The sequence below is a fragment of the Jatrophihabitans sp. genome (assembly GCF_036000465.1).
GTDB lineage: Bacteria > Actinomycetota > Actinomycetes > Mycobacteriales > Jatrophihabitantaceae > Jatrophihabitans.
Genome location: NZ_DASYFV010000046.1, coordinates 18,440 through 36,521 on the forward strand (window position 1 = coordinate 18,440; position 18,082 = coordinate 36,521).

The 18,082-nt window shown below is 71.8% G+C and carries 15 protein-coding genes and 1 tRNA gene; 7 read left to right on the forward strand and 9 right to left on the reverse strand.

The window, feature by feature from the left end; genetic code table 11:
- Window positions 1–4: 4 nt before the first annotated feature.
- The 4 genes from VGN18_RS15155 to VGN18_RS15170 are packed head-to-tail and all read right to left on the reverse strand — an operon-like array spanning window position 5 to window position 4,239.
- The gene (locus VGN18_RS15155; RefSeq protein WP_327540543.1) at window positions 5–1,405 is read right to left on the reverse strand and encodes an FtsW/RodA/SpoVE family cell cycle protein; all 1,401 of its coding nucleotides are present in this window, start codon (window positions 1,403–1,405) and stop codon (window positions 5–7) included.
- Window positions 1,405–2,877: a PP2C family serine/threonine-protein phosphatase gene (locus tag VGN18_RS15160; protein WP_327540544.1), complete on the reverse strand. Its 1,473-nt coding sequence runs from the start codon at window positions 2,875–2,877 to the stop codon at window positions 1,405–1,407. The genes VGN18_RS15155 and VGN18_RS15160 overlap by 1 nt, the downstream gene beginning before the upstream one ends.
- Complete coding sequence (locus VGN18_RS15165) at window positions 2,877–3,359, reverse strand: FHA domain-containing protein FhaB/FipA (RefSeq protein WP_422653734.1); 483 nt, start codon at window positions 3,357–3,359, stop codon at window positions 2,877–2,879. The genes VGN18_RS15160 and VGN18_RS15165 overlap by 1 nt, the downstream gene beginning before the upstream one ends.
- 19 nt (window positions 3,360–3,378) lie before the next feature.
- The gene (locus VGN18_RS15170; RefSeq protein WP_327540545.1) at window positions 3,379–4,239 is read right to left on the reverse strand and encodes a DUF3662 and FHA domain-containing protein; all 861 of its coding nucleotides are present in this window, start codon (window positions 4,237–4,239) and stop codon (window positions 3,379–3,381) included.
- A 183-nt stretch (window positions 4,240–4,422) separates the two neighbouring features.
- Between VGN18_RS15170 and VGN18_RS15175 the strand changes: the two genes are divergently transcribed.
- The 4 genes from VGN18_RS15175 to VGN18_RS15190 all read left to right on the forward strand — a co-directional run bounded on the left by VGN18_RS15175 (window position 4,423) and on the right by VGN18_RS15190 (window position 7,439).
- A tRNA-Leu gene (locus tag VGN18_RS15175) sits at window positions 4,423–4,505 on the forward strand.
- A gap of 183 nt (window positions 4,506–4,688) precedes the next feature.
- A complete protein-coding gene (galE, locus tag VGN18_RS15180) occupies window positions 4,689–5,654 on the forward strand; it encodes a UDP-glucose 4-epimerase GalE (protein WP_327540546.1) in 966 nt (321 codons plus the stop codon).
- A gap of 10 nt (window positions 5,655–5,664) precedes the next feature.
- Window positions 5,665–6,738, forward strand: coding sequence for a glycosyltransferase family 2 protein (locus VGN18_RS15185; RefSeq protein WP_327540547.1), 1,074 nt, complete (start codon window positions 5,665–5,667; stop codon window positions 6,736–6,738).
- On the forward strand, window positions 6,735–7,439 hold the full coding sequence (locus VGN18_RS15190; protein ID WP_327540548.1) for an NTP transferase domain-containing protein: 705 nt from the start codon (window positions 6,735–6,737) through the stop codon (window positions 7,437–7,439). Before VGN18_RS15185 ends, VGN18_RS15190 begins: the two co-directional genes overlap by 4 nt.
- On the opposite strand, the gene VGN18_RS15195 is transcribed toward VGN18_RS15190, so the two are convergent.
- Genes VGN18_RS15195 through VGN18_RS15205 form a run of 3 tightly spaced genes read right to left on the reverse strand, consistent with a single transcriptional unit; the run spans window position 7,430 to window position 11,393 of the window.
- Window positions 7,430–8,215, reverse strand: a complete 786-nt coding sequence (locus VGN18_RS15195; RefSeq protein ID WP_327540549.1) for an enoyl-CoA hydratase/isomerase family protein — start codon at window positions 8,213–8,215, stop codon at window positions 7,430–7,432. The two genes, VGN18_RS15190 and VGN18_RS15195, sit on opposite strands and share 10 nt — an antisense overlap.
- Window positions 8,212–10,368 carry a CDP-glycerol glycerophosphotransferase family protein gene (locus tag VGN18_RS15200; RefSeq protein ID WP_327540550.1) on the reverse strand — a complete coding sequence of 719 codons (2,157 nt, stop codon included), beginning with the start codon at window positions 10,366–10,368 and terminating at the stop codon, window positions 8,212–8,214. The genes VGN18_RS15195 and VGN18_RS15200 overlap by 4 nt, the downstream gene beginning before the upstream one ends.
- Complete coding sequence (locus VGN18_RS15205) at window positions 10,368–11,393, reverse strand: glycosyltransferase family 2 protein (protein ID WP_327540551.1); 1,026 nt, start codon at window positions 11,391–11,393, stop codon at window positions 10,368–10,370. The genes VGN18_RS15200 and VGN18_RS15205 overlap by 1 nt, the downstream gene beginning before the upstream one ends.
- Before the next feature lie 56 nt (window positions 11,394–11,449).
- On the opposite strand from VGN18_RS15205, the gene VGN18_RS15210 reads away from it, so the two are divergent.
- Window positions 11,450–12,262, forward strand: coding sequence for a CDP-alcohol phosphatidyltransferase family protein (locus VGN18_RS15210; protein WP_327540552.1), 813 nt, complete (start codon window positions 11,450–11,452; stop codon window positions 12,260–12,262).
- On the opposite strand, the gene VGN18_RS15215 is transcribed toward VGN18_RS15210, so the two are convergent.
- A complete protein-coding gene (locus tag VGN18_RS15215) occupies window positions 12,263–13,132 on the reverse strand; it encodes a glycosyltransferase family 2 protein (protein WP_327540553.1) in 870 nt (289 codons plus the stop codon). It lies immediately after the preceding gene.
- A gap of 75 nt (window positions 13,133–13,207) precedes the next feature.
- Between VGN18_RS15215 and VGN18_RS15220 the strand changes: the two genes are divergently transcribed.
- Window positions 13,208–14,851: an AMP-binding protein gene (locus VGN18_RS15220; RefSeq protein WP_327540554.1), complete on the forward strand. Its 1,644-nt coding sequence runs from the start codon at window positions 13,208–13,210 to the stop codon at window positions 14,849–14,851.
- Window positions 14,852–14,894: 43 nt separating this feature from the next.
- Here the strand turns inward: VGN18_RS15220 and VGN18_RS15225 are convergent, their stop codons facing one another.
- Entirely contained in the window at window positions 14,895–15,461 is a 567-nt protein-coding gene (locus VGN18_RS15225) for an adenylate kinase (RefSeq protein ID WP_327540555.1), read from the reverse strand.
- A 148-nt stretch (window positions 15,462–15,609) separates the two neighbouring features.
- Here VGN18_RS15225 and VGN18_RS15230 point away from each other — a divergent pair, with 148 nt between their 5' ends.
- Window positions 15,610–18,012 carry an endonuclease/exonuclease/phosphatase family protein gene (locus tag VGN18_RS15230; protein ID WP_327540556.1) on the forward strand — a complete coding sequence of 801 codons (2,403 nt, stop codon included), beginning with the start codon at window positions 15,610–15,612 and terminating at the stop codon, window positions 18,010–18,012.
- Window positions 18,013–18,082 lie beyond the last annotated feature (70 nt).

Consider the following 18,082-nt stretch of genomic DNA (forward strand, 5'->3'; position numbering starts at 1 on the left):
TTGTTCAACTGGACACCGCCAGGTTCTCGGCGGGCCGCGACGGGGTGGTCGTGGCCGGGCGCCGCGCCGAGTCGGAGACCCGGACCAGCAGGGCCAGGATGGCCCAGCTGCCGAGCAGCGACGAGCCGCCGTAGGACAGGAACGGGGTGGTCAGCCCGGTCTCGGGCAGCAGCCGCGTGACGCCCGCGACGACGACGAACAGCTGCAGCGCGAACAGGAAGGCGAGCCCGGTGGCGAGCAGCTTGCCGAACGCGTCGCGCACCGCCAGCCCGGCGGCGAACCCGCGGGTCACGAGCACGGCGTAGAGGGCGAGCAGCCCGACCAGGCCGAACAGTCCGGTCTCCTCGCCGAAGGAGGAGATGATGAAGTCGGTGGCCGGCAGCGGCACGAGCTCCGGGTGCCCGTTGCCGAGCCCGGTGCCGAAGATGCCGCCGGTGCCGAGGCCGAAGAGCGACTGCTGCAACTGGTAGCTGGTGCCGGCCACTTCGTAGACGTGCGAGAACGGGTGCAGCCACACGCCGACGCGCGTCTGCACCGTGCCGAACAGCTGGTAGGCGACGTACGCGCCGCCGGCGAACAGCACGCCGCCGACGATCACCCAGCTCGCCCGCTCGGTGGCCACGTAGAGCAGCACCACGAAGATGCCGAAGAACAGCAGCGACGTACCGAGATCGTGACCGCGCACCAGCACGCCGATGCACAGCAGCCAGGCCAGTAGCAGCGGCCCGAAGTCGCGGCCGCGGGGGAAGTCGATGCCGAGGAAGCGGCGGCCGGCGAGGGCGAGCACATCGCGCTTCTGCACGAGGTAGGCCGCGCCGAAGATGGTCAGCAGGATCTTGGCGAACTCGCCGGGCTGGATCGAGAAACCGGCCAGCCGGATCCAGATGCGCGCGCCGTTGACCTCGCTGAATCGGGCCGGCAGGACCGCCGGCAGCATCAGGAAGAACAGACCGATCAGAGCCAGGGTGTAGGCGTAGCGCTGCAGCGAGCGGTGGTCGCGGATCAGCACGATCAGGCCGATGAACAGCCCGACGCCGATCGCGGTCCAGAGCACCTGGGTCGGTGCCTGCGCCCCGGTGAACGACTGGCCGGACTGGTCGGCCTGCAGCTTCGCGCCGAGGTCCAGACGGTGGATCATCACCAGCCCGAGGCCGTTCAGCAGCACGACGATCGGCAGCATGAGCGGGTCGGCGTAACGGGCGAAGCGGCGGATCACCAGGTGCGTGACCAGCCCGACGACGAGCGGCACGGTGGCGTAGGTGAGCAGGCGCGAGGACAACTTCCCGTCACGGGCCGCCTCGACCGCGGCCTCGGCCGCGACGACGAGCAACACAGCGAAGATCAGCAGCACCAACTCGGTGTTGCGGCGGGTCGGGATGCGCAGCCCGGGGTTCGAGACGCTCATCAGCTGCTCCGACACGGGGTCGAGGGCGTCGGGTCGGGCGCGACCGTGGGGGTGGGCGTCGCCACCGGGGTCGTGGTCGGACGCAGTGTGGTCGGCCGCAGCGTGGTCGGACGCAGTGTGGTCGGCCGAAGCGTGGTGCGGCGGGGCAGCGCCTGCGCGGTCGTACCGGCCTTGGCGGTGGGCCGCACCGAGATACGCGGGGTCGAGCGGAGCGGCAATTTCGCGGTCGTGCGCGAGCTCGGGCTGGGGGTCGGCGTGGGCGGCGTCGGCGTGGCCGTCGGGCAGATCGGCAGTTGCTGGTCGCGCAGGTTCGAGACGATCTTCTCGGCGTCGCTCTCGCTGCCGGCGGTGATGCCGTCGGTGACCTGGGTGCGCACCGACGGATTGAGATCGGCGACCTGCAGGGTCGTGTTCTTGTAGACGGTGAAGAACTTCAACGGCCCGAACTCGGTGTTGACGCCGCGGAAGATCGCGACCTCGGAGCCGTCGCGCCCGACGAAGTACTGGCTCTGCGTCCAGGCGTAGGTGCCGCCCAGCGCCGCCACGATGAGGACGAGCACGCCCAGCACGGCCAACCAGGTCTTGAGCGAACGCTTCTCGCGGTGCTCGATCGGTGCCGCCGCCGGTTCGGGCAGCCTCGCCCGCGACATGCGGGCCGCGCGCTCGGCGGCGCTGTCGGAGCCGGGGACGTCGGCCGCCGCGGGGTCGACGAACGCGCCGGCGATGACCGGCACCTCGTCGATGCGATCGCCGACGCGGGCGTTGATGACGTCGGCGACGATGACCGTCACGTTGTCGGGGCCGCCACCGCGCAGGGCGAGCTCGACGAGCCGGTCGGCCGACTCCTGCGGGTCCGGGATGTTCAGCGTGTCGAGGATCGTGTCGGCCGAGACGACGTCGGACAGCCCGTCGGAGCAGAGCAGGTAGCGGTCGCCGTGGCGGGCCTCGCGGATCGAGACGTCGGGCTCGACGTCGGTACCGAGCAGGGCCCGCAGGATCACCGACTTGCGCGGATGGTCCTTGGCCTCCTCGGGGGTGAGCTTGCCCGAGTCGACGAGGTACTGGACGTAGGTGTCGTCGTGGGTGATCTGACTCAGCAGGCCGTTGCGCAGCAGGTAGGCCCGCGAATCGCCGACGTGCACGAGGCCAACCTGGCTGCCGACGAAACGCAGTGCGGTGAGCGTCGTGCCCATGCCTTCGAGTTCCTTGCGCTGCTTGACCGCCTCGGCGATGCCGTGGTTGGCCTCGGCGACCGCGTGCCGCAGCGCACCCATCAGGTCGTCGATGCGGCGGTCCTCGTCGAGCGGCTCAAGCGTGCCGATGACGATCTTGCTCGCGACCTCGCCGGCGGCGTGGCCCCCCATGCCGTCGGCGATGGCGAGCAGGCGAGGCCCCGCGTAGACGGAGTCCTCGTTGTTGTTGCGCACCAGCCCGAGATCCGAGCGGACGGCGTAGCGCAGGAACAACGCCATCAGCGAAGCTCCAGCACGGTCTTGCCTATTCGCAGGGGGACCCCGATCTCCATCGGGACGGGGCCGTCGAGCTTGCGCTGCCCGAAGTAGGTGCCGTTGGTCGAGCCGAGGTCCTCGACCACCCACATGCCGTCCTGCAGGCTGATGCGGGCGTGCCGGGTGCTGGCGTAGTCGTCCTCGAGCACGAGGGTCGAGTCGTTGGCGCGACCGATCAGCACGGGGGCGCCGGTGAGGCCGATCTTCGTGCCGGTGAGGCCGCCCTCGGTGACGATGAGGTGGCTCGGGGCGCCCGGCGCCGGACGCGACCCGCCGGAGGCACCACCGCTCTTGCCGCGCCGTCGTGCCGGCGGCGGCGTGGCGATGCGCTGCTGCCCGCTCGTGCGCAGGTCGGACCGGATGACCCGCATCGTGGCGAAGACGAACAGCCAGAGCAGGGCCAGGAATCCGAAGCGCATGAGCTGCAGGGCCAGGGCCGAGTTCACGCGGTGTCTCCTCGCCGGGTCACGAGCGCTCCTGGTGGAACACGATGCGCGTGTGCCCCACCCGGATGACGTCGCCGTGGCGCAGCATCTGGCTGCTGATCTCGTGCCCGTTGACCGTCGTGCCGTTGGTCGAGCCGAGGTCGTAGGCGGTGGCGAAGTTGCCGTCGTACTGGATGTCGACGTGCCGGCGCGAGATGCCCTGGTCGAGCAGCTGCAGGTCGGAGTCGGTGCCCCGCCCGATCACGTTGCTGCCGTGGCGCAGGTCGAAGCGCTTGTTGGTCTGGTCGACGACGAGCGCGGCCGTGCTGCCGGGTCGCTGCGGAGGCGGGCCGGGCGGCGCGCCGTACCGGTCGTCGTTGCCCTGCTGCTGGAACGGCGGCTGCGGCCGCGGCATCGGCGGTGGGGGCGTCGGGTACTGCGGCGACGGGACCGCCGGTGCGTACTGCCCGGGCTGGTTGCCGGCGATGGGCAGCGACAGCGAGTCGTGCGGGCGGCGTCGCGGCGGGGCGCCGGGCTCCATGCGCGAGGCCACGCCGAAAACACCGGTGTGCAGGTCGTCGTCGCGGGCGAGGTAGACCTCGATGTCGCCGATCGTCTCCCAATGGTTCTCGTCGAGGTACTCCTGGACGAGTTCGGCCAGCGAGCTCGTCAACTGGCTCTCCCACGGGACGAGGCGCTCGTGGTCGGAGGCCGACAGCGTGACGCGGTAGCGGTTGGGCGACATGACCTGTCCGTTGCCCATCACGTTCCGCTTGTCGGCGGCCTCGCGCTGCAGCGCCGTGCCGATCTCGACCGGCTCGACCTGACCCTTGAAAACCCGGGCGAAGGCGCCGCCGACGAGGCCCTCGAGGCGGCGTTCGAACCGCTGGGCCAAGCTCACGGCGCGTCCTCCTCTGTCGACTCGATCTGCGGCGTGCCACGGACTGGGTTCCGGGCATGCACCATTCCACGTCCCAGACGCGGTCGAGCAAGTCTATCGGGCACCCCTCAGCCAGGCGGAAAAGCGCCCCCCGCCGCGTGCTAGCGTTACGTCGCCAATCAGACGTTCCTTCGGGTGCGCGCCGGGCAAGTGGCGGAATGGCAGACGCGCACGGTTCAGGTCCGTGTGTCCGAAAGGACGTGGGGGTTCAACTCCCCCCTTGCCCACTCATGCACTGACACAAGGCGGCTTCGCTCCGGCGGGGCCGCCTTCGTCGTCCGCCGGGGAAATCCGGTACGACAGCACAGCCCCGACCTCGTCCGCCACGGCCGGCGGGCCCGGAACCGGGCGGCGCTACGCTCGTCGCTCAGCTGAATCGGGACGGGGATCGACATGGCGACGGACGCGTCGTGAGCACCTGGCTGGTGACCGGCGGGGCCGGCTACATCGGCTCGCACGTGGCCCTGTGCCTGCGCGAGCACGGCCACGACGTCGTCGTGCTCGACGACCTCAGCACCGGGCTACGGCACCGTGCGGGCGACGCCCCGCTCGTGGTCGGCGACATCGCCGACCGAGCCCTCGTCGCGCGCACGCTGCGCGAGCACGGGGCCGAGGGTGTCGTCCACCTCGCCGCGGCCAAGGTCGTCGAGGACTCCGTGCACGACCCCCTCGGCTACTACCGCCGCAACGTCGCGTCGACCACCGAGCTGCTCGCCGGCATGGCCGACGCCGGCGTCGACCGCATCGTCTACTCCTCCAGTGCCGCGGTGTACGGCGACACCGGCGACGAGCCGGTCGCCGAGGACGCCCCGACCGCGCCGGCCAACCCGTACGGCGAGACCAAACTGATCGGCGAGTGGCTCGTGCGGGACCAGGCCCGGGCGATCGGGTTGCGCTACGTCGCGCTGCGCTACTTCAACGTCGCCGGGACGAGCGCGCCCGAGCTGGCCGAGACGAAGGCGGCCAACCTGATCCCGCTCGTGCTCGAGGCGGTCCGGCGGGGCGATGCGCCGCTGATCTTCGGCGACGACTACCCGACACCCGACGGGACGTGCGTGCGCGACTACGTCCACGTCGCCGACCTCGCCGCCGCTCACGTCGAGGCCGTCGCGGCGACGGCCGAGCCGGGCGCGGCCGAGACCTTCAACGTCGGCAACGGTGTCGGGCACTCGGTGCGCGAGGTCGTCGACGTCGCCGCCGAGGTGAGCGGGGTGGACCTCACGCCGCGGTTCGCCGCGCGGCGCCCGGGCGACCCGGCCAGCGTCGTGGCCGACACGACCCGCATCACGTCGCGTACGACCTGGCGGCCGCGCCACGACCTCCGCGAGATGGTGCGCAGCGCCTGGGAGTCAGGTCCCGCAGCCGCAGGCCGCTAGATTCGTGGCCATGCCCGAGAACCCCGCCGCCGCGGAACTGCCGCGGGTGACGGTGATCATGACCGCGCTCGAGGAGGAGCTGCACCTCGCCGAGGCGGTCGAGAGCGTCTTCGCCCAGGACTACGCCGGCCCGCTGGCGCTCGTCGTCGCGATCGGCCCGTCGAAGGATCGCACCCGAGAGGTCGCCGACCGGCTCGCCCTCACCCACGACGGCATGACGGTCGTCGACAACCCCACCGGGCGCACTCCGGCCGGGCTCAACCTCGCCATCGCCGCGGTCGAGCCGGCGAGCACCGTCATCGTCCGTACCGACGGCCACGCCAGGCTGCCGGTCGACTACGTGTCGACCGCCGTCGACGTGCTGCTCGAGACCGGCGCGGCCAACGTCGGCGGCATGATGATCCCCGAGGGCACGACCCCGTTCGAGTGCGCCGTGGCCCGGGCGATGTCCGAGCCGATCGGGCTCGGCTCGGTGCCCTTCCACGTCGGCGGCGAGCCCGGGCCGGCCGAGACCGTCTACCTCGGCGTCTTCCGGCGCGACGTCCTGGAGAAGCTCGGCGGCTTCGACGAGCACTTCACCCGGGCGCAGGACTGGGAACTCAACCACCGCATCCGCGACCTGGGCGAGACGGTGTGGTTCGACCCGCGGCTGCAGGTCGTCTACCGGCCGCGCCCGAGCATCCGCCGGCTGGCCACCCAGTTCCGCGGATCCGGTACGTGGCGCTGGCAGATCATCCGCACGTACCCGAGCACCGCGAGCGTCCGCTACCTCGCCGCCCCCGGCGCGACCGCGGCCATCGGTGCCGCAGTCGTGACCCTCGCCGTCGACGCCGTCGTGTGGCGCAGCCCGCTGGTCGCGAAGCTGGCCGCCGCGGTGCCCGGCGGCTACCTCGCCGTCGTGCTCGGCGGGGCCGCGCTCACCCGCCGGGGGCTGAGTCCTGCGGCCGGCGCCCTCTACCCGGTCGCGCTCGTCACGATGCACCTGTCGTGGGGCAGCGGTTTCCTGCGCGGCATGGCCGCCGACGCCCGGCAGGCGATCGGCGCGCGGCTGCGCCGCGGCACCCACGGAACAGGACGCGCATGAACCAGCAGGTGGCCATCCTCGCCGCGGGTCGCGGCACCCGGCTCGGTCGTCCGCACCCGAAGCCGCTGACGCCGCTACGCGACGGCAGCACGATCCTGGGCAGCCAGCTGGCCAAGATCCGGGCCACCTTCGACACCCCGCAGATCTACGTGGTCGTCGGCTTCAAGCTCGAGATGATCCTCGAGGCCCACCCCGACGCCGTCTTCGTCTACAACGAGGCCTACGACGAGACGAACACGTCGCAGAGCCTGCTGCGGGCGCTGCGGGCGACCAACGTCGGGGGCGTGCTCTGGCTCAACGGCGACGTCGTGTTCGACCCGGCGCTGCTCGAGCTGACCCGCGCGCTCATCGAGGCCGAGCAGTCCTTCGTCGCGGTGAACACCGAGTCGGTGGCCGACGAGGAGGTCAAGTACACCCTCGACGACGACGGCTGGATCCGGGAGCTCTCCAAGTCGGTGACCGGCGGACTCGGTGAGGCGGTCGGCGTGAACTACGTCGCGGCCGCCGACAAGGCCGCACTGCTGCGCCGCCTCAGCGAGGTCGACGACCAGGACTACTTCGAGCGCGGCATCGAGCTCGCGATCGAGCACGACGGGCTGCGCTTCGCCGCGCTGGACATCAGCGCGCTGGCCGCAGTCGAGGTGGACACCCCGGACGACCTCGTCCGGGCCAACGCCTCGCTCGACCCGCGTCAGACGTAGTCGGGTCGCCGCTTCGCGACGAACGCGGCGATGCCCTCGCGGCCGTTCGCCGAGCCGGCGCACCCGGCGATGGTGCGGCCCTCGAGCTCCATCTGGGTCTCGAGCGGGTTGGTGAACGTCTCGAGCAGCAGCCGCTTGATCGCTGCGTTCGAGTCCGACGAGCCGCGGGCCAGCGTGGTGGCCAGCGCGAGCGTCTCGGCCATCAGGTCGGCGTCGGGCACGACCCGGGTGACCAGGCCCCAGTCGAGCGCCTCGGCGGCCGACAGCTTGCGGTTGGTGAGCATCAGCTCCTGGGCCCGGCGCAGCCCGATCAGCCGCGGCAGGAAGTAGCTGGAGCTGCCGTCGGGACTGAGCCCGACGCTGGTGTAGGCCATGGTGAACGCGGCGGTGTCGCCGGCCAGAACGAGGTCGCCGAGCAGGGCCAGGCTGAAGCCGGCGCCGGCGGCCACGCCGTTGACCGCGACCACCAGCGGCGCGGCCATGCGGGCGAACGTCGACACCGCCCGGTGCAGGTCGTCGGCCAGGCTCTTGATGCCGGCCGCCGTCCGGTCGCCGAAGCCGGCCATCGCCTTCACGTCGCCGCCCGCGCTGAAGAAGCGGCCGGTGGCGGTGAGCACGACCACCTTGACGCTCGGGTCGTGGTCGCAACCGGCCGCCGCGTCGGCCAGCTCGCGGGCCATCAGCGGGTTGAGGCCGTTGGCGGCATCGGGGCGGTTGAGCGTGATGACCTCGATCGCGCCGCCGTGGCGCTCCCGGGTCAGGGTCTCGTAGGTCATGTCGGCTCCGTCCGGGGCGTGAACTCCCGCATCGCCGCCACGGTGCGGGCGCAGCACTGCCCGTCACGGAAGGGAAACGTCTGCTGCATGCGTCGGGCGTACTCGGGGGCCGGGCCGCGGTCGGCGGCGATGCGCTCGAGGGCGTCGATCACCTCGTCGGCCGTGGTGACGATCGGCCCGTAGCCCTGCCGCTCGTAACTCCACACGCCGCGCCGGTAGAGGTGGGCGCCGGCGAAGAAGGTGTCGCGGTCGAAGTGGTAGTAGACGACCGGCCGCTCGGCGTACGCGGCGTCGATGGCCAGCGACGAGTAGTCGGTGACGAGCGCGCCCGCCTCGGCGAGCAACTGCTGGATGTCGACCTCGCTGAACCGCCACGCGGTCACGTGCGCCGGCAGCGGGCTGGTGTCGAGGTACTCCTGCATGTTCGGGTGCGGGACGAAGTCGAGCTCCCACCCCTGCGCGTCGCACAGGGCCCGCAGCCGGTCCGATTCGAGGAACCGCCGCCAGGCCAGCGCGTAGTCCGACGTCCAGAACGAGTCGAGCAGCTCGCGCTGGTTCCCTCCGCGGGTCTGTGCCCCCAGCAGCTCGCGGCGCCACGTCGGCATGACGAGGAGCCGGGTGCGCTCGGTCGTGCCGGTGGCCAGGCGGTGCAGCCGGTCGTGCCGGGCCATCCCGGTCATTCGCACCTCGAGGTCGGTGAGGACGTAGGGCGAGCCGTCACCCGCGATCGCGGCGTGCTCGTCCGGCGTGGACGTGACGAACAGGTCGATCGGCTTCGTGTTCAGCCAGCGCGACAGGTCGTGCTTGGTGACGCCGTGCTGCAGGAAGGTGAACCTGAAACCGACCGGTCCGAGCAGGTGGCCGCGGAACGGGTTCACCACGTAGCTGTCGACCTGCGACGACGCGAGCTGGGCGCAGTGCAGCAGGGCCACGAAGTGCTCGTCCGACCCGAAGGGGATGAGCCGGAAGTCCTCGGCCCGGAGCCGGGGCCAGTCCGGGCTGTCGTCGGCGAGCACGAAGAACGCGTTCACGTCCGGCTCGTGAGCCCGGAGATGGCGATAGAGGTGCTCGGCGTTGTCCTGCGCGGCGTTGTCGCGGTCCATGAGCAGCCAGGCATCGCGGTAGCGCTCGACCGACTCGTGGCGCCGCGCCCGGCGCCGGATCCGCAGATCGCGCAGCACCCGGGGCGCGATGCCCCGCTGCTGGCGCACGACCCGGCGCGCCCGGGCCACCCGGGACTCGGCCGGCGGGGGCGGCAGCTCGACGAGGCCGTCCGGCCCGACCTCGACGTCGGCCCCGGACGGCACCCAGACGATGCGCTCGCCGAGGAGGTCCCGGCCCAGGACGTCGACCCGCCGCACCTTCGCCGGTCCGGGGGTGCCGACCACCCGCTCGGGCGGAGGCGCACCCGAGAACAGGTAGCTCACCCGGTCGAGGCCGCGGGCGGCGTCCCGCCGCCGGTGCACCCGCCCGTGGCCGCGACGCCCGCGCAGGCCGAGCAGCAGGGCGAGACGCATCGCGTCGGTCACGCCCGCCGCCGGATGGGTCCGGATGATCTCGTCGTCGACGTGCTCGAGGATCGCCGCGGCTGCCGCGTGCCATGCCCCGGTGACCTCGGGGGGAAGGGCGGCGGTGGTCATGTACACCGCGCCGTCCTCGCGCACATAGGCGATGAGCTGGTCGACGGCGAGATGCTGCAACCACGGCGGGACGTCGTCCAGCTCGGCCAGCAGCTCGACCCAGCGGGCCGGGGCGACGGAGTAGCGCTCGGGCCGCTGCCAGTCCGGTGCCGCCGCCGACGGGGTGCGCAGCGGGACGACGGCGGCCTCGCCGGTCGGCGCGGTGAGCAGGTACCGGGCCACCAGCAACGCCAGCGCGAGGTCGGGGTCGAGGTCGCGATCCGGGCGCAGCCGGCCGAGCAGGTCGGCCCGGAAGGCGACGACCGCGCGGTCCAGCGGAACGGGCGTGCTCGCGAGGTCGACCTCGCGGTTCCGGCCGGTGCCGCGACGGGCGATGACGAGCACCCGGTCCTCGGCGGTGGCGTGGCCGATGCGCGCCATCGCGGCGGCCGGCACGTCCTCGCCGAACACGACCCAGCCGGCGGCCGGCAGCACCTCGATGTCGGCGGGCACCATCCGCACCGGGGCGGCCATCAGCGGCTCCGGGCCGACTTGAGCCGGCGGGCGAACCGGTTGGCCAGCTGGGCCGCCCGGAAGCTCCGGTAGTCGTCGCGCTCGATGAGCCGGACCTTCACGCCGGCCAGGCCGCCCGGCCGGTAGTTCGCGGGGCGGTGCCGGCGGAACGACTCGGAGGCCGCGTGGAAGAACTGGCGCCGGATGTCGGGCGGGATGCGGTCGTCGGTCTCGAGCACCGTCGGCACGTGCCGGGTCAGCCGGTCGACGAGCGGACGCCGCCACTGCTCGCACTCGGGATGCGCGTCGAGCCACTCGAACAGCCGGTCGTACTGCACGAACAGGTCGAGATGGCGGCGTCCGGACGAAGTGAGGATGCTGCCGCCGCCGTCCCGCTGCCGGTAGAGGTAGCCGCTCGCGTCCAGCGTGGCGATCGAGTCGGCCGCCATGAGCACCGGGAAGGCGAACGGGATGTCCTCGTAGGTGCGGTCGGGGAAGCGGAAACCGTGGGCGAGCACGAACTCGCGGCGGTACACCTTGTTCCAGGCCGAGGGCATGATCTCGAGCAGGTCGCGCCGGTCCTCGAGCCGCACGACCTCCTCCGGCGCGATCATGGCCGATCGGGCGTCGTCGACCGTCCGGCCGTCGGGATAGGTGCGGGCAAAGCGGAACATGACGACGTCCGGGTGCCCGGCCGCCTCGATCCGTCCGGCGATGCGGGCCAGCGCTCCGTCGGGCAGCAGGTCGTCGCTGTCGACGTACATCAGGTACTCGCCCCGAGCGCGGTCGGTGCCGTGGTTGCGGCCGGCACCGAGGCCGCCGTTCACCTCGAGATGCACGGCGACGACGCGGTCGTCCTTCGCGGCGTACTCGTCGATGATCGCCGGGCTGGCGTCGGTGGCGGCGTCGTCGATGACGATGATCTCGACGTCCTCGAAGTCCTGGCCGAGGATCGAGTCGAGGCAGGCCGGCAGGTAGTCGGCGACGTTGTAGACCGGGACGATGATGCTCAGCGCCGGCGGTCGGTCGGCGGAGTTCTCGGGCACCGGGCCAGGCTATCCGGGTTTGCTCCGGGCCCGTCCGGCCGGGCAAGGTGAACGCCGTGCCCGCCACCCCCCCGGTTGTCCCCGCCGCCCCCGCGAAGCTCACGATGGCCGAGCTGCGCGCGCTCGCGCAGCCGCCGTCGGTGATGGGACGGCGCAACTCCGAGCACTGGGCCGGCTCGCTCTACCTGCGCCGGATGTCCATCTACGTCACCCGGATGCTGCTGCCGACCGGCGTCTCGCCCAACGGCGTCACCTGGATGATGACGCTCGCCGGCATCGGCGCCGGGGCCGTGCTCGTGTGGCCGTCGTGGTGGGCCGTGCTCATCTGCCACCTGCTGCTGCAGTTGCAGATCCTGCTCGACTGCAGCGACGGCGAGGTCGCGCGCGTGACCAAGAAGACCTCGCCGGCCGGCGTCTACCTCGACCGCATCGGCCACTACCTGACCGAGGGACTGTTGCCGCTCGCGGTCGGCGTGCACGTCGACGGCGGCCTGACCTCGATCGGCGGCTGGACGACGCTCGGCGCCGTCACCTCGGTGGTCGTGCTGTGGAACAAGGCCTTCGGCGACCTCATCCACGTCGCCCGCGGCTACGCCAGGCTGCCGCTGCTCTCCGAGGACGCCTCGGTCGCGGCGGTACGGGTCAGCGGCCTGGCCCGGGTGCGTCGCTCGTTGAAGGTGTTCCCGTTCTTCCGGGCCTTCGTCGCCTTCGAGTTCTCGCTCATCACGCTCGTGTTCGCGGTCGTCGACGAGATCGTCGGCGGCCACCACGTGCTGCGGGCCTGGACGATCGTGATGCTGCCGCTCGCGGTCGTCCTCGCCGCGGGGCACCTCGCCGCGATCCTGCTCTCACGACGCCTGACCGACTGATCAGATGATCGGCGGCTGGCCGAGCCGGGCCAGCCGCAGCACCGTCGCCCACCGCATCGGCGCGCGCCGTCCGGGCGAGGTGCGCCAGCCCTCGACGAAGCCGAGCCACCACGTGCGCAGCGCGGTCGGCCGGCGGATCAGGCGCGCGCTCGTGATGCCCGACCACACGAACAGGTAGACGACGACCAGCGGCCACGGCAGGTTGCGCCGGGCCAACCAGACCCGGTTGCGCGCGTTGAGCCGGTAGAAGGCGGCGTGCCGGGTCGCCAGGGTCGACGGGTGCCGCACCGGGAACTCGGCCGCGTAGTACGCCTCCCATCCCGCGTCCCACAGCCGCCAGGTGAAGTCGACGCCCTCGTGGCCGAAGAAGAACTTGTCGTACCAACCGCCGAGTTCCTCGAAGGCCGCCCGCCGGACGACGGTGACGCCCTCGGCCAGCGCGAACGCCGGACCGGACCGCTCCGGATCGCCGACGTGGGCCCGGGGCACCCAGCGCCGCATCGTGGTGCCGTCGTCACCGACGATCCGCAGCTGCACCGCACCGAGCCGGGGCTGCGCCGCGAACAGGTCGATGACGCCGGCGATCAGCCCCGGTTGCTCGATCCAGGCGTCGTCGTCGAAGAAGAGGATGAGGTCGGTGGTCACGTGTGCCGCGCCCCGGTTGCGCCCGCCCGGCACGCCGAAGTTCTCGGCCAGCGCGAGGCTGCGCACCTGCGGGTCGAGGCCCTGCGGGGTCACGCCGTTGCCGACGACGAGCACGTCGGTGACCCCGTCCTGCGCCAGCAGGCTCGTGAGGCAGTGCTCCAGCTCCTTCGGCCGCCCGCCCATCGTGAGCACGACGACACCGACGGTTGCTGCGGGGGAGGTCACGACGGCGATGCTGCCACAACGTGAGCGGGACGATCACAGCGCGCGAATCCCGCGGCGCGCTGGTAGTACAGACACGTGGACATCTTGAAGACGGCGAGCCTGGCCCTCGAGCGCGCGAGCCTGGAGGCCCGGTTCGCGATGACGCTGCTCGAGGCCCGCGGGCCCGGCGTGGTTCTCACCCCGCCGCACAAGTTCATCGGCACGCTGCGCTGCCTCGAGGGCTTCGGTCCGGTCGGGGCGGCCATCGCCCTCGCCGCCGCCTCGTACGGCGACCACCCCGCGATCATCGACGAGCTCGGCGAGGTCACCTTCGGCGAGCTGGACGCCCGCAGCAGCGCGCTCGCGAACGCCCTGCGCGACAAGGGTGTCTCGTCGAAGGACGGCCTCGGCATCCTGTGCCGCAACCACCGCGGGCTGTTCGAGGCGATCTTCGCCGGCGCCAAGCTCGGTGCACACACCCTGCTGCTCAACACCGACTTCGCCGGCCCGCAGCTCGCCGACGTCTGCGAGCGCGAGGGCGTCACCGCGCTCATCCACGACGAGGAGTTCACCAAGGTCGCCGACGCCGTCGAGCCCTCGGGCGGCAAGTACGTCGCCTGGGTCGACGGCGCGCACCCTGCGTCCGGCGAGACCCGGCTCGAGAAGCTGATCGAGTCGAGCAGCACCGCCCGCCCGCCGCGCCCGTCGTCGAAGCAGAAGATCGTGCTGCTGACGAGCGGTACCACCGGCACCCCGAAGGGCGCCCCGCGCGACATGGCGCTGTCCCTCGCGCTGCCCGGCGGCTACCTGTCCAAGATCCCGCTGCGCTCCGGACGCCGCATCGTGCTCGCCGCCCCCGCCTTCCACGCCTGGGGCCTGCTCAGCTCCATGCTCTCCCTCGGCCTGGGCAACACCCTCGTCGTCACCCGCAAGGCCGACCCGAAGTGGACCCTCGACGCCCTCGAGGAGCACCGGGCCGACGCCCTCATCACCGTGCCGATCCTGCTCTCGCGCTTCATGGAGCTCGGCGACGACGAGCTCGGCTCCCGCGACCTCGACGACCTGCGGGTCATCGCGGTGTCCGGGTCGGCCCTGTCGTCCGAGCTCGCGACCAAGACCATGGATCTGCTCGGCGACGTCGTCTACAACTTGTACGGCTCGACCGAGGTCGCCTACGCCACCATCGCGACCCCCCAGGACATGCGCGAGGCGCCCGGGACGGTCGGCCGGCCCCCGACCGGAACCACCATCAAGCTGCTGGACGAGGACGGCAACGAGGTCGCCGCCGGCGACTCGGGCCGCATCTTCGTGGGCAGCTCGATGCAGTTCGAGGGCTACACCGGAGGCGGCAGCAAGGAGACGGTGGCCGGGCTGATGTCGACCGGCGACATCGGCCACTTCGACGACGCCGGTCGCCTGTTCGTCGACGGCCGCGACGACGACATGATCGTCTCCGGCGGCGAGAACGTCTTCCCGGCCGAGGTCGAGGAGCTGCTCGGCGCCCACGAGTCCATCAGCGAGGCCGCGGTCGTCGGCGTCGACGACGAGAAGTACGGCAAGCGGCTGCGCGCCTACGTGGTGCGCTCCGGCGGGAAGGATCTCGACGAGGACGCCGTCCGCGCCTACGTCAAGGAGAACCTGGCCCGCTACAAGGTGCCGCGCGACGTCATCTTCATCGACGAGATGCCCCGCAACCCTGCCGGCAAGGTCGTGAAGCGCGACCTGCCCGATCCGGACTGACCTGATTCGCCGTTCCCGGGCGAGCGCTCACCGCGTTCGTCGTTCAGCTGACGCCTAGGGCCTTCAGGATCTCCTCGGTCACGGCGTTCTCGTCCTGGTCGGCGTTCACGACGTGCAGCAGGCCGCGGTCGCGGTAGTAGTCGACCAGCGGGCTGGTGGCGTCGTCGAAGACCCGGAGCCGGTTCTGCACCGTCTCCTCGTTGTCGTCGGAACGGCCCTCGACCTCGGCCCGGGCCAGGATGCGGCGCATCAGCACGTCGCGGGGTGCATCGAGGTAGATGACGGCGTCCGGGGTCGCACCGGCGGTCTCGGCCAGCTTGCGCGCCTCGACGGCCTGCTCCACCGAGCGCGGGAACCCGTCGAGCAGGTAGCCGTTGGCGTCGGCCGCCGCCAGCACGCGCGGCATGAGCAGGCCGATGATGACCGCGTCGGGCACGAGATCGCCCCGCTGCATCATGTCCTTGACCCGCTTGCCCAGCGGGGTCTCCTGCTCGACCTCGGCCCGCAGCAGGTCGCCGGCGGCCAGGTGCTCCAGATCGAGCCGCTCGGCCAGCCGGTCGCCCTGAGTGCCCTTGCCCGATCCCGGAGGGCCGATCAGCAGGACGTTCATCGTGGCCTCCGCGCCGACTCGCACACCATGCCCCAACCCTGGCATCCGGCCCCGGCTTTGGCGAACCGCGGTGTTCCGCGTCGCGCTACCTGAAAGTTGCCTGAGTGGTGCACACTGCCCAAACCCATCCTAATCCGGAGGAACCATCGTGCATCCATCCACAGCACGCATCGCCCTCGCGGGCGCCGGCGTGGCGGCACTCGTCGCGGCCATGGCCTCGATCACCAGCGCGGCCCAGGCGGCCCCGTCCACCGGCGTCGTCGTCGGTGAGGCGTACGGCGGCGGCGGCAACAACGGCGCCACCCTGAAGAACGACTTCATCGAGCTCGTCAACAGGTCGTCGGCGCCGATCGCGCTCACCGGCTACAGCGTCCAGTACATCTCGGCCAGCCCGACCGCGACGACGACCTGGTCCTCCACCCCCCTGACCGGTTCCGTCCCGGCCGGCGGCCACTACCTGGTGCAGGAGAGCGCGGGCGCCGGCGGCACCGACAACCTGCCGACCCCCGACGCCACCGGCAGCATCAACCTGGGCGGGACGGCCGGCACGGTCGCGCTCGTCAACAGCGCCACGACCCTGACCTGCAGGACCGCCGCCGACTGCGCGGCCGACCCGAGCATCGTCGACCTGGTCGGGTGGGGCACCGCCGTCATCCACGAGGGCGCGGCCGACGCCCCCGCCACGACGAACACCACGTCCACCCAGCGCAGCGCCACCGGCGCCGACACCGACAACAACGGCATCGACTTCACCGCCGCCGCCCCGACCCCGGAGAACGCCGGCACCACCGGCGGCGGTGGCGACGGCACGCCCGGCCCGCTGCGCATCCACGACATCCAGGGCGGCTCGTTCGTCTCGCCCCAGGCCGGCAACACGGTGACCAACGTGCCCGGCATCGTGACCACGCTGCGGACCAGGTCGTCCAAGGGATTCTGGATGCAGGACCCGAACGCTGACGCCGATCCGGCCACCAGCGAGGGCATCTTCGTCTTCACGAGCAGCACGCCGACCGTCGCTGTCGGCGACTCCGTCCTCGTGTCGGGCAAGGTGAGCGAGTTCTACGCCGGGACCGACAGCTCCAACCTCTCCGTCACCGAGCTCACCGGCCCGACCGTCACGACAGTCTCGACCGGGAACGCCCTGCCCGCACCGGTCGTCATCGGCCCGAACACCGTGCCCGGCACCTACGCCCCGGATCTCGGCGGCGGCACCATCGAGCCGACCCCCATCACGCCGGCCCGCTCGGCCCTCGACTTCTACGAGTCCGTCGAGGGCATGCGGGTCGAGGTCGACGACGTCCGGGTCGTCGGCCCGTCGAACGCCTACGGCGAGCAGTACGTGACGACCAAGCCGACCCAGGCGGCCGGCTACCGCGGCGGGGTCGTGCTCACCGGGGAGAACCAGATCCCCTCGGGACGCATCGAGCTCGCCACGCTCGACGGCACGAAGCTCGGTCTCGACGTCGGGGACACGATCGGCGGGGCCACCACCGGCGCCATGGACTGGTCGTCCTTCGGGGGCTACACGATCCAGGTCAGCTCGCTGGGCACCGTCCAGCACAACCACCTGGCCCCGGTCGTCGCCCACGCGGGTCCGGCCGGGAGCCTGTCCATCGCGACGTACAACGTCGAGAACCTGGCCCCGAGCGACTCCGAGGCGAAGTTCGCCGCGCTCGCGTCCGGCGTCGTCACCAACCTCGCCTCGCCGGACATCGTGGCGCTCGAGGAGATCCAGGACAACACCGGCTCGACCGACGACGGCACCGTCGCCGCCGACGTCACGCTGACGAAGCTGACCGACGCGATCGCGGCCGCGGGCGGGCGGCACTACCAGTCCCGCTCGATCGACCCGGTGAACGACAAGGACGGCGGCCAGCCCGGCGGCAACATCCGCACCGCGTTCCTGTTCGACCCGACCCGGGTGCGGTTCGTCGACCGCGGCGCGGCGACCGTCAACCGCTCCACGACCGGCACGGCAGTCACCAAACAGCACGGCAAGGCGGCGCTCACCCTGTCGCCCGGCCGGGTCGACCCGGCCAACCCGGTGTGGAACGACAGCCGCAAGCCCCTGGCCGGGGAGTTCGTGTTCGGCAAGCAGACCGTGTTCGTGATCGCCAACCACTTCGACTCGAAGGGCGGCGACCAGAACGCCGACGGTCGCTACCAGTACCCCGAGGAGTCCTCGCAGACGCAGCGGGCCGGGCAGGCCCTGGTGCTGCACAACTTCGTCGACAGCGTCCTGGGCACCGACAAGTCGGCCCGGGTGGTCGTGGTCGGCGACCTGAACGACTACCAGTTCAGCTCGCCGCTCGCCGTGCTCAGGACGGGCACGGCCGACGGCACCGGCCCCTCGATCCTGACCGACCTCATCACCACGCTGCCGCTGAACCAGCAGTACACCTACGTCTACAACGGTGTCTCGCAGGTCCTCGACCACATCCTGGTCTCGCCGGCGGTCTCGGGCGTCGACTACCAGGTGGTGCACGTCAACGCGGAGTACAGCAACCAGACCAGTGACCACGACCCGCAGGTCGTCGACATCACGCCGTAGCCGGCGCCGACGCGACGGGCCCGGGCCAGCGATCGCCCCGGGCCCGTCGTCGTGCCGGGCCGTTGTCCGA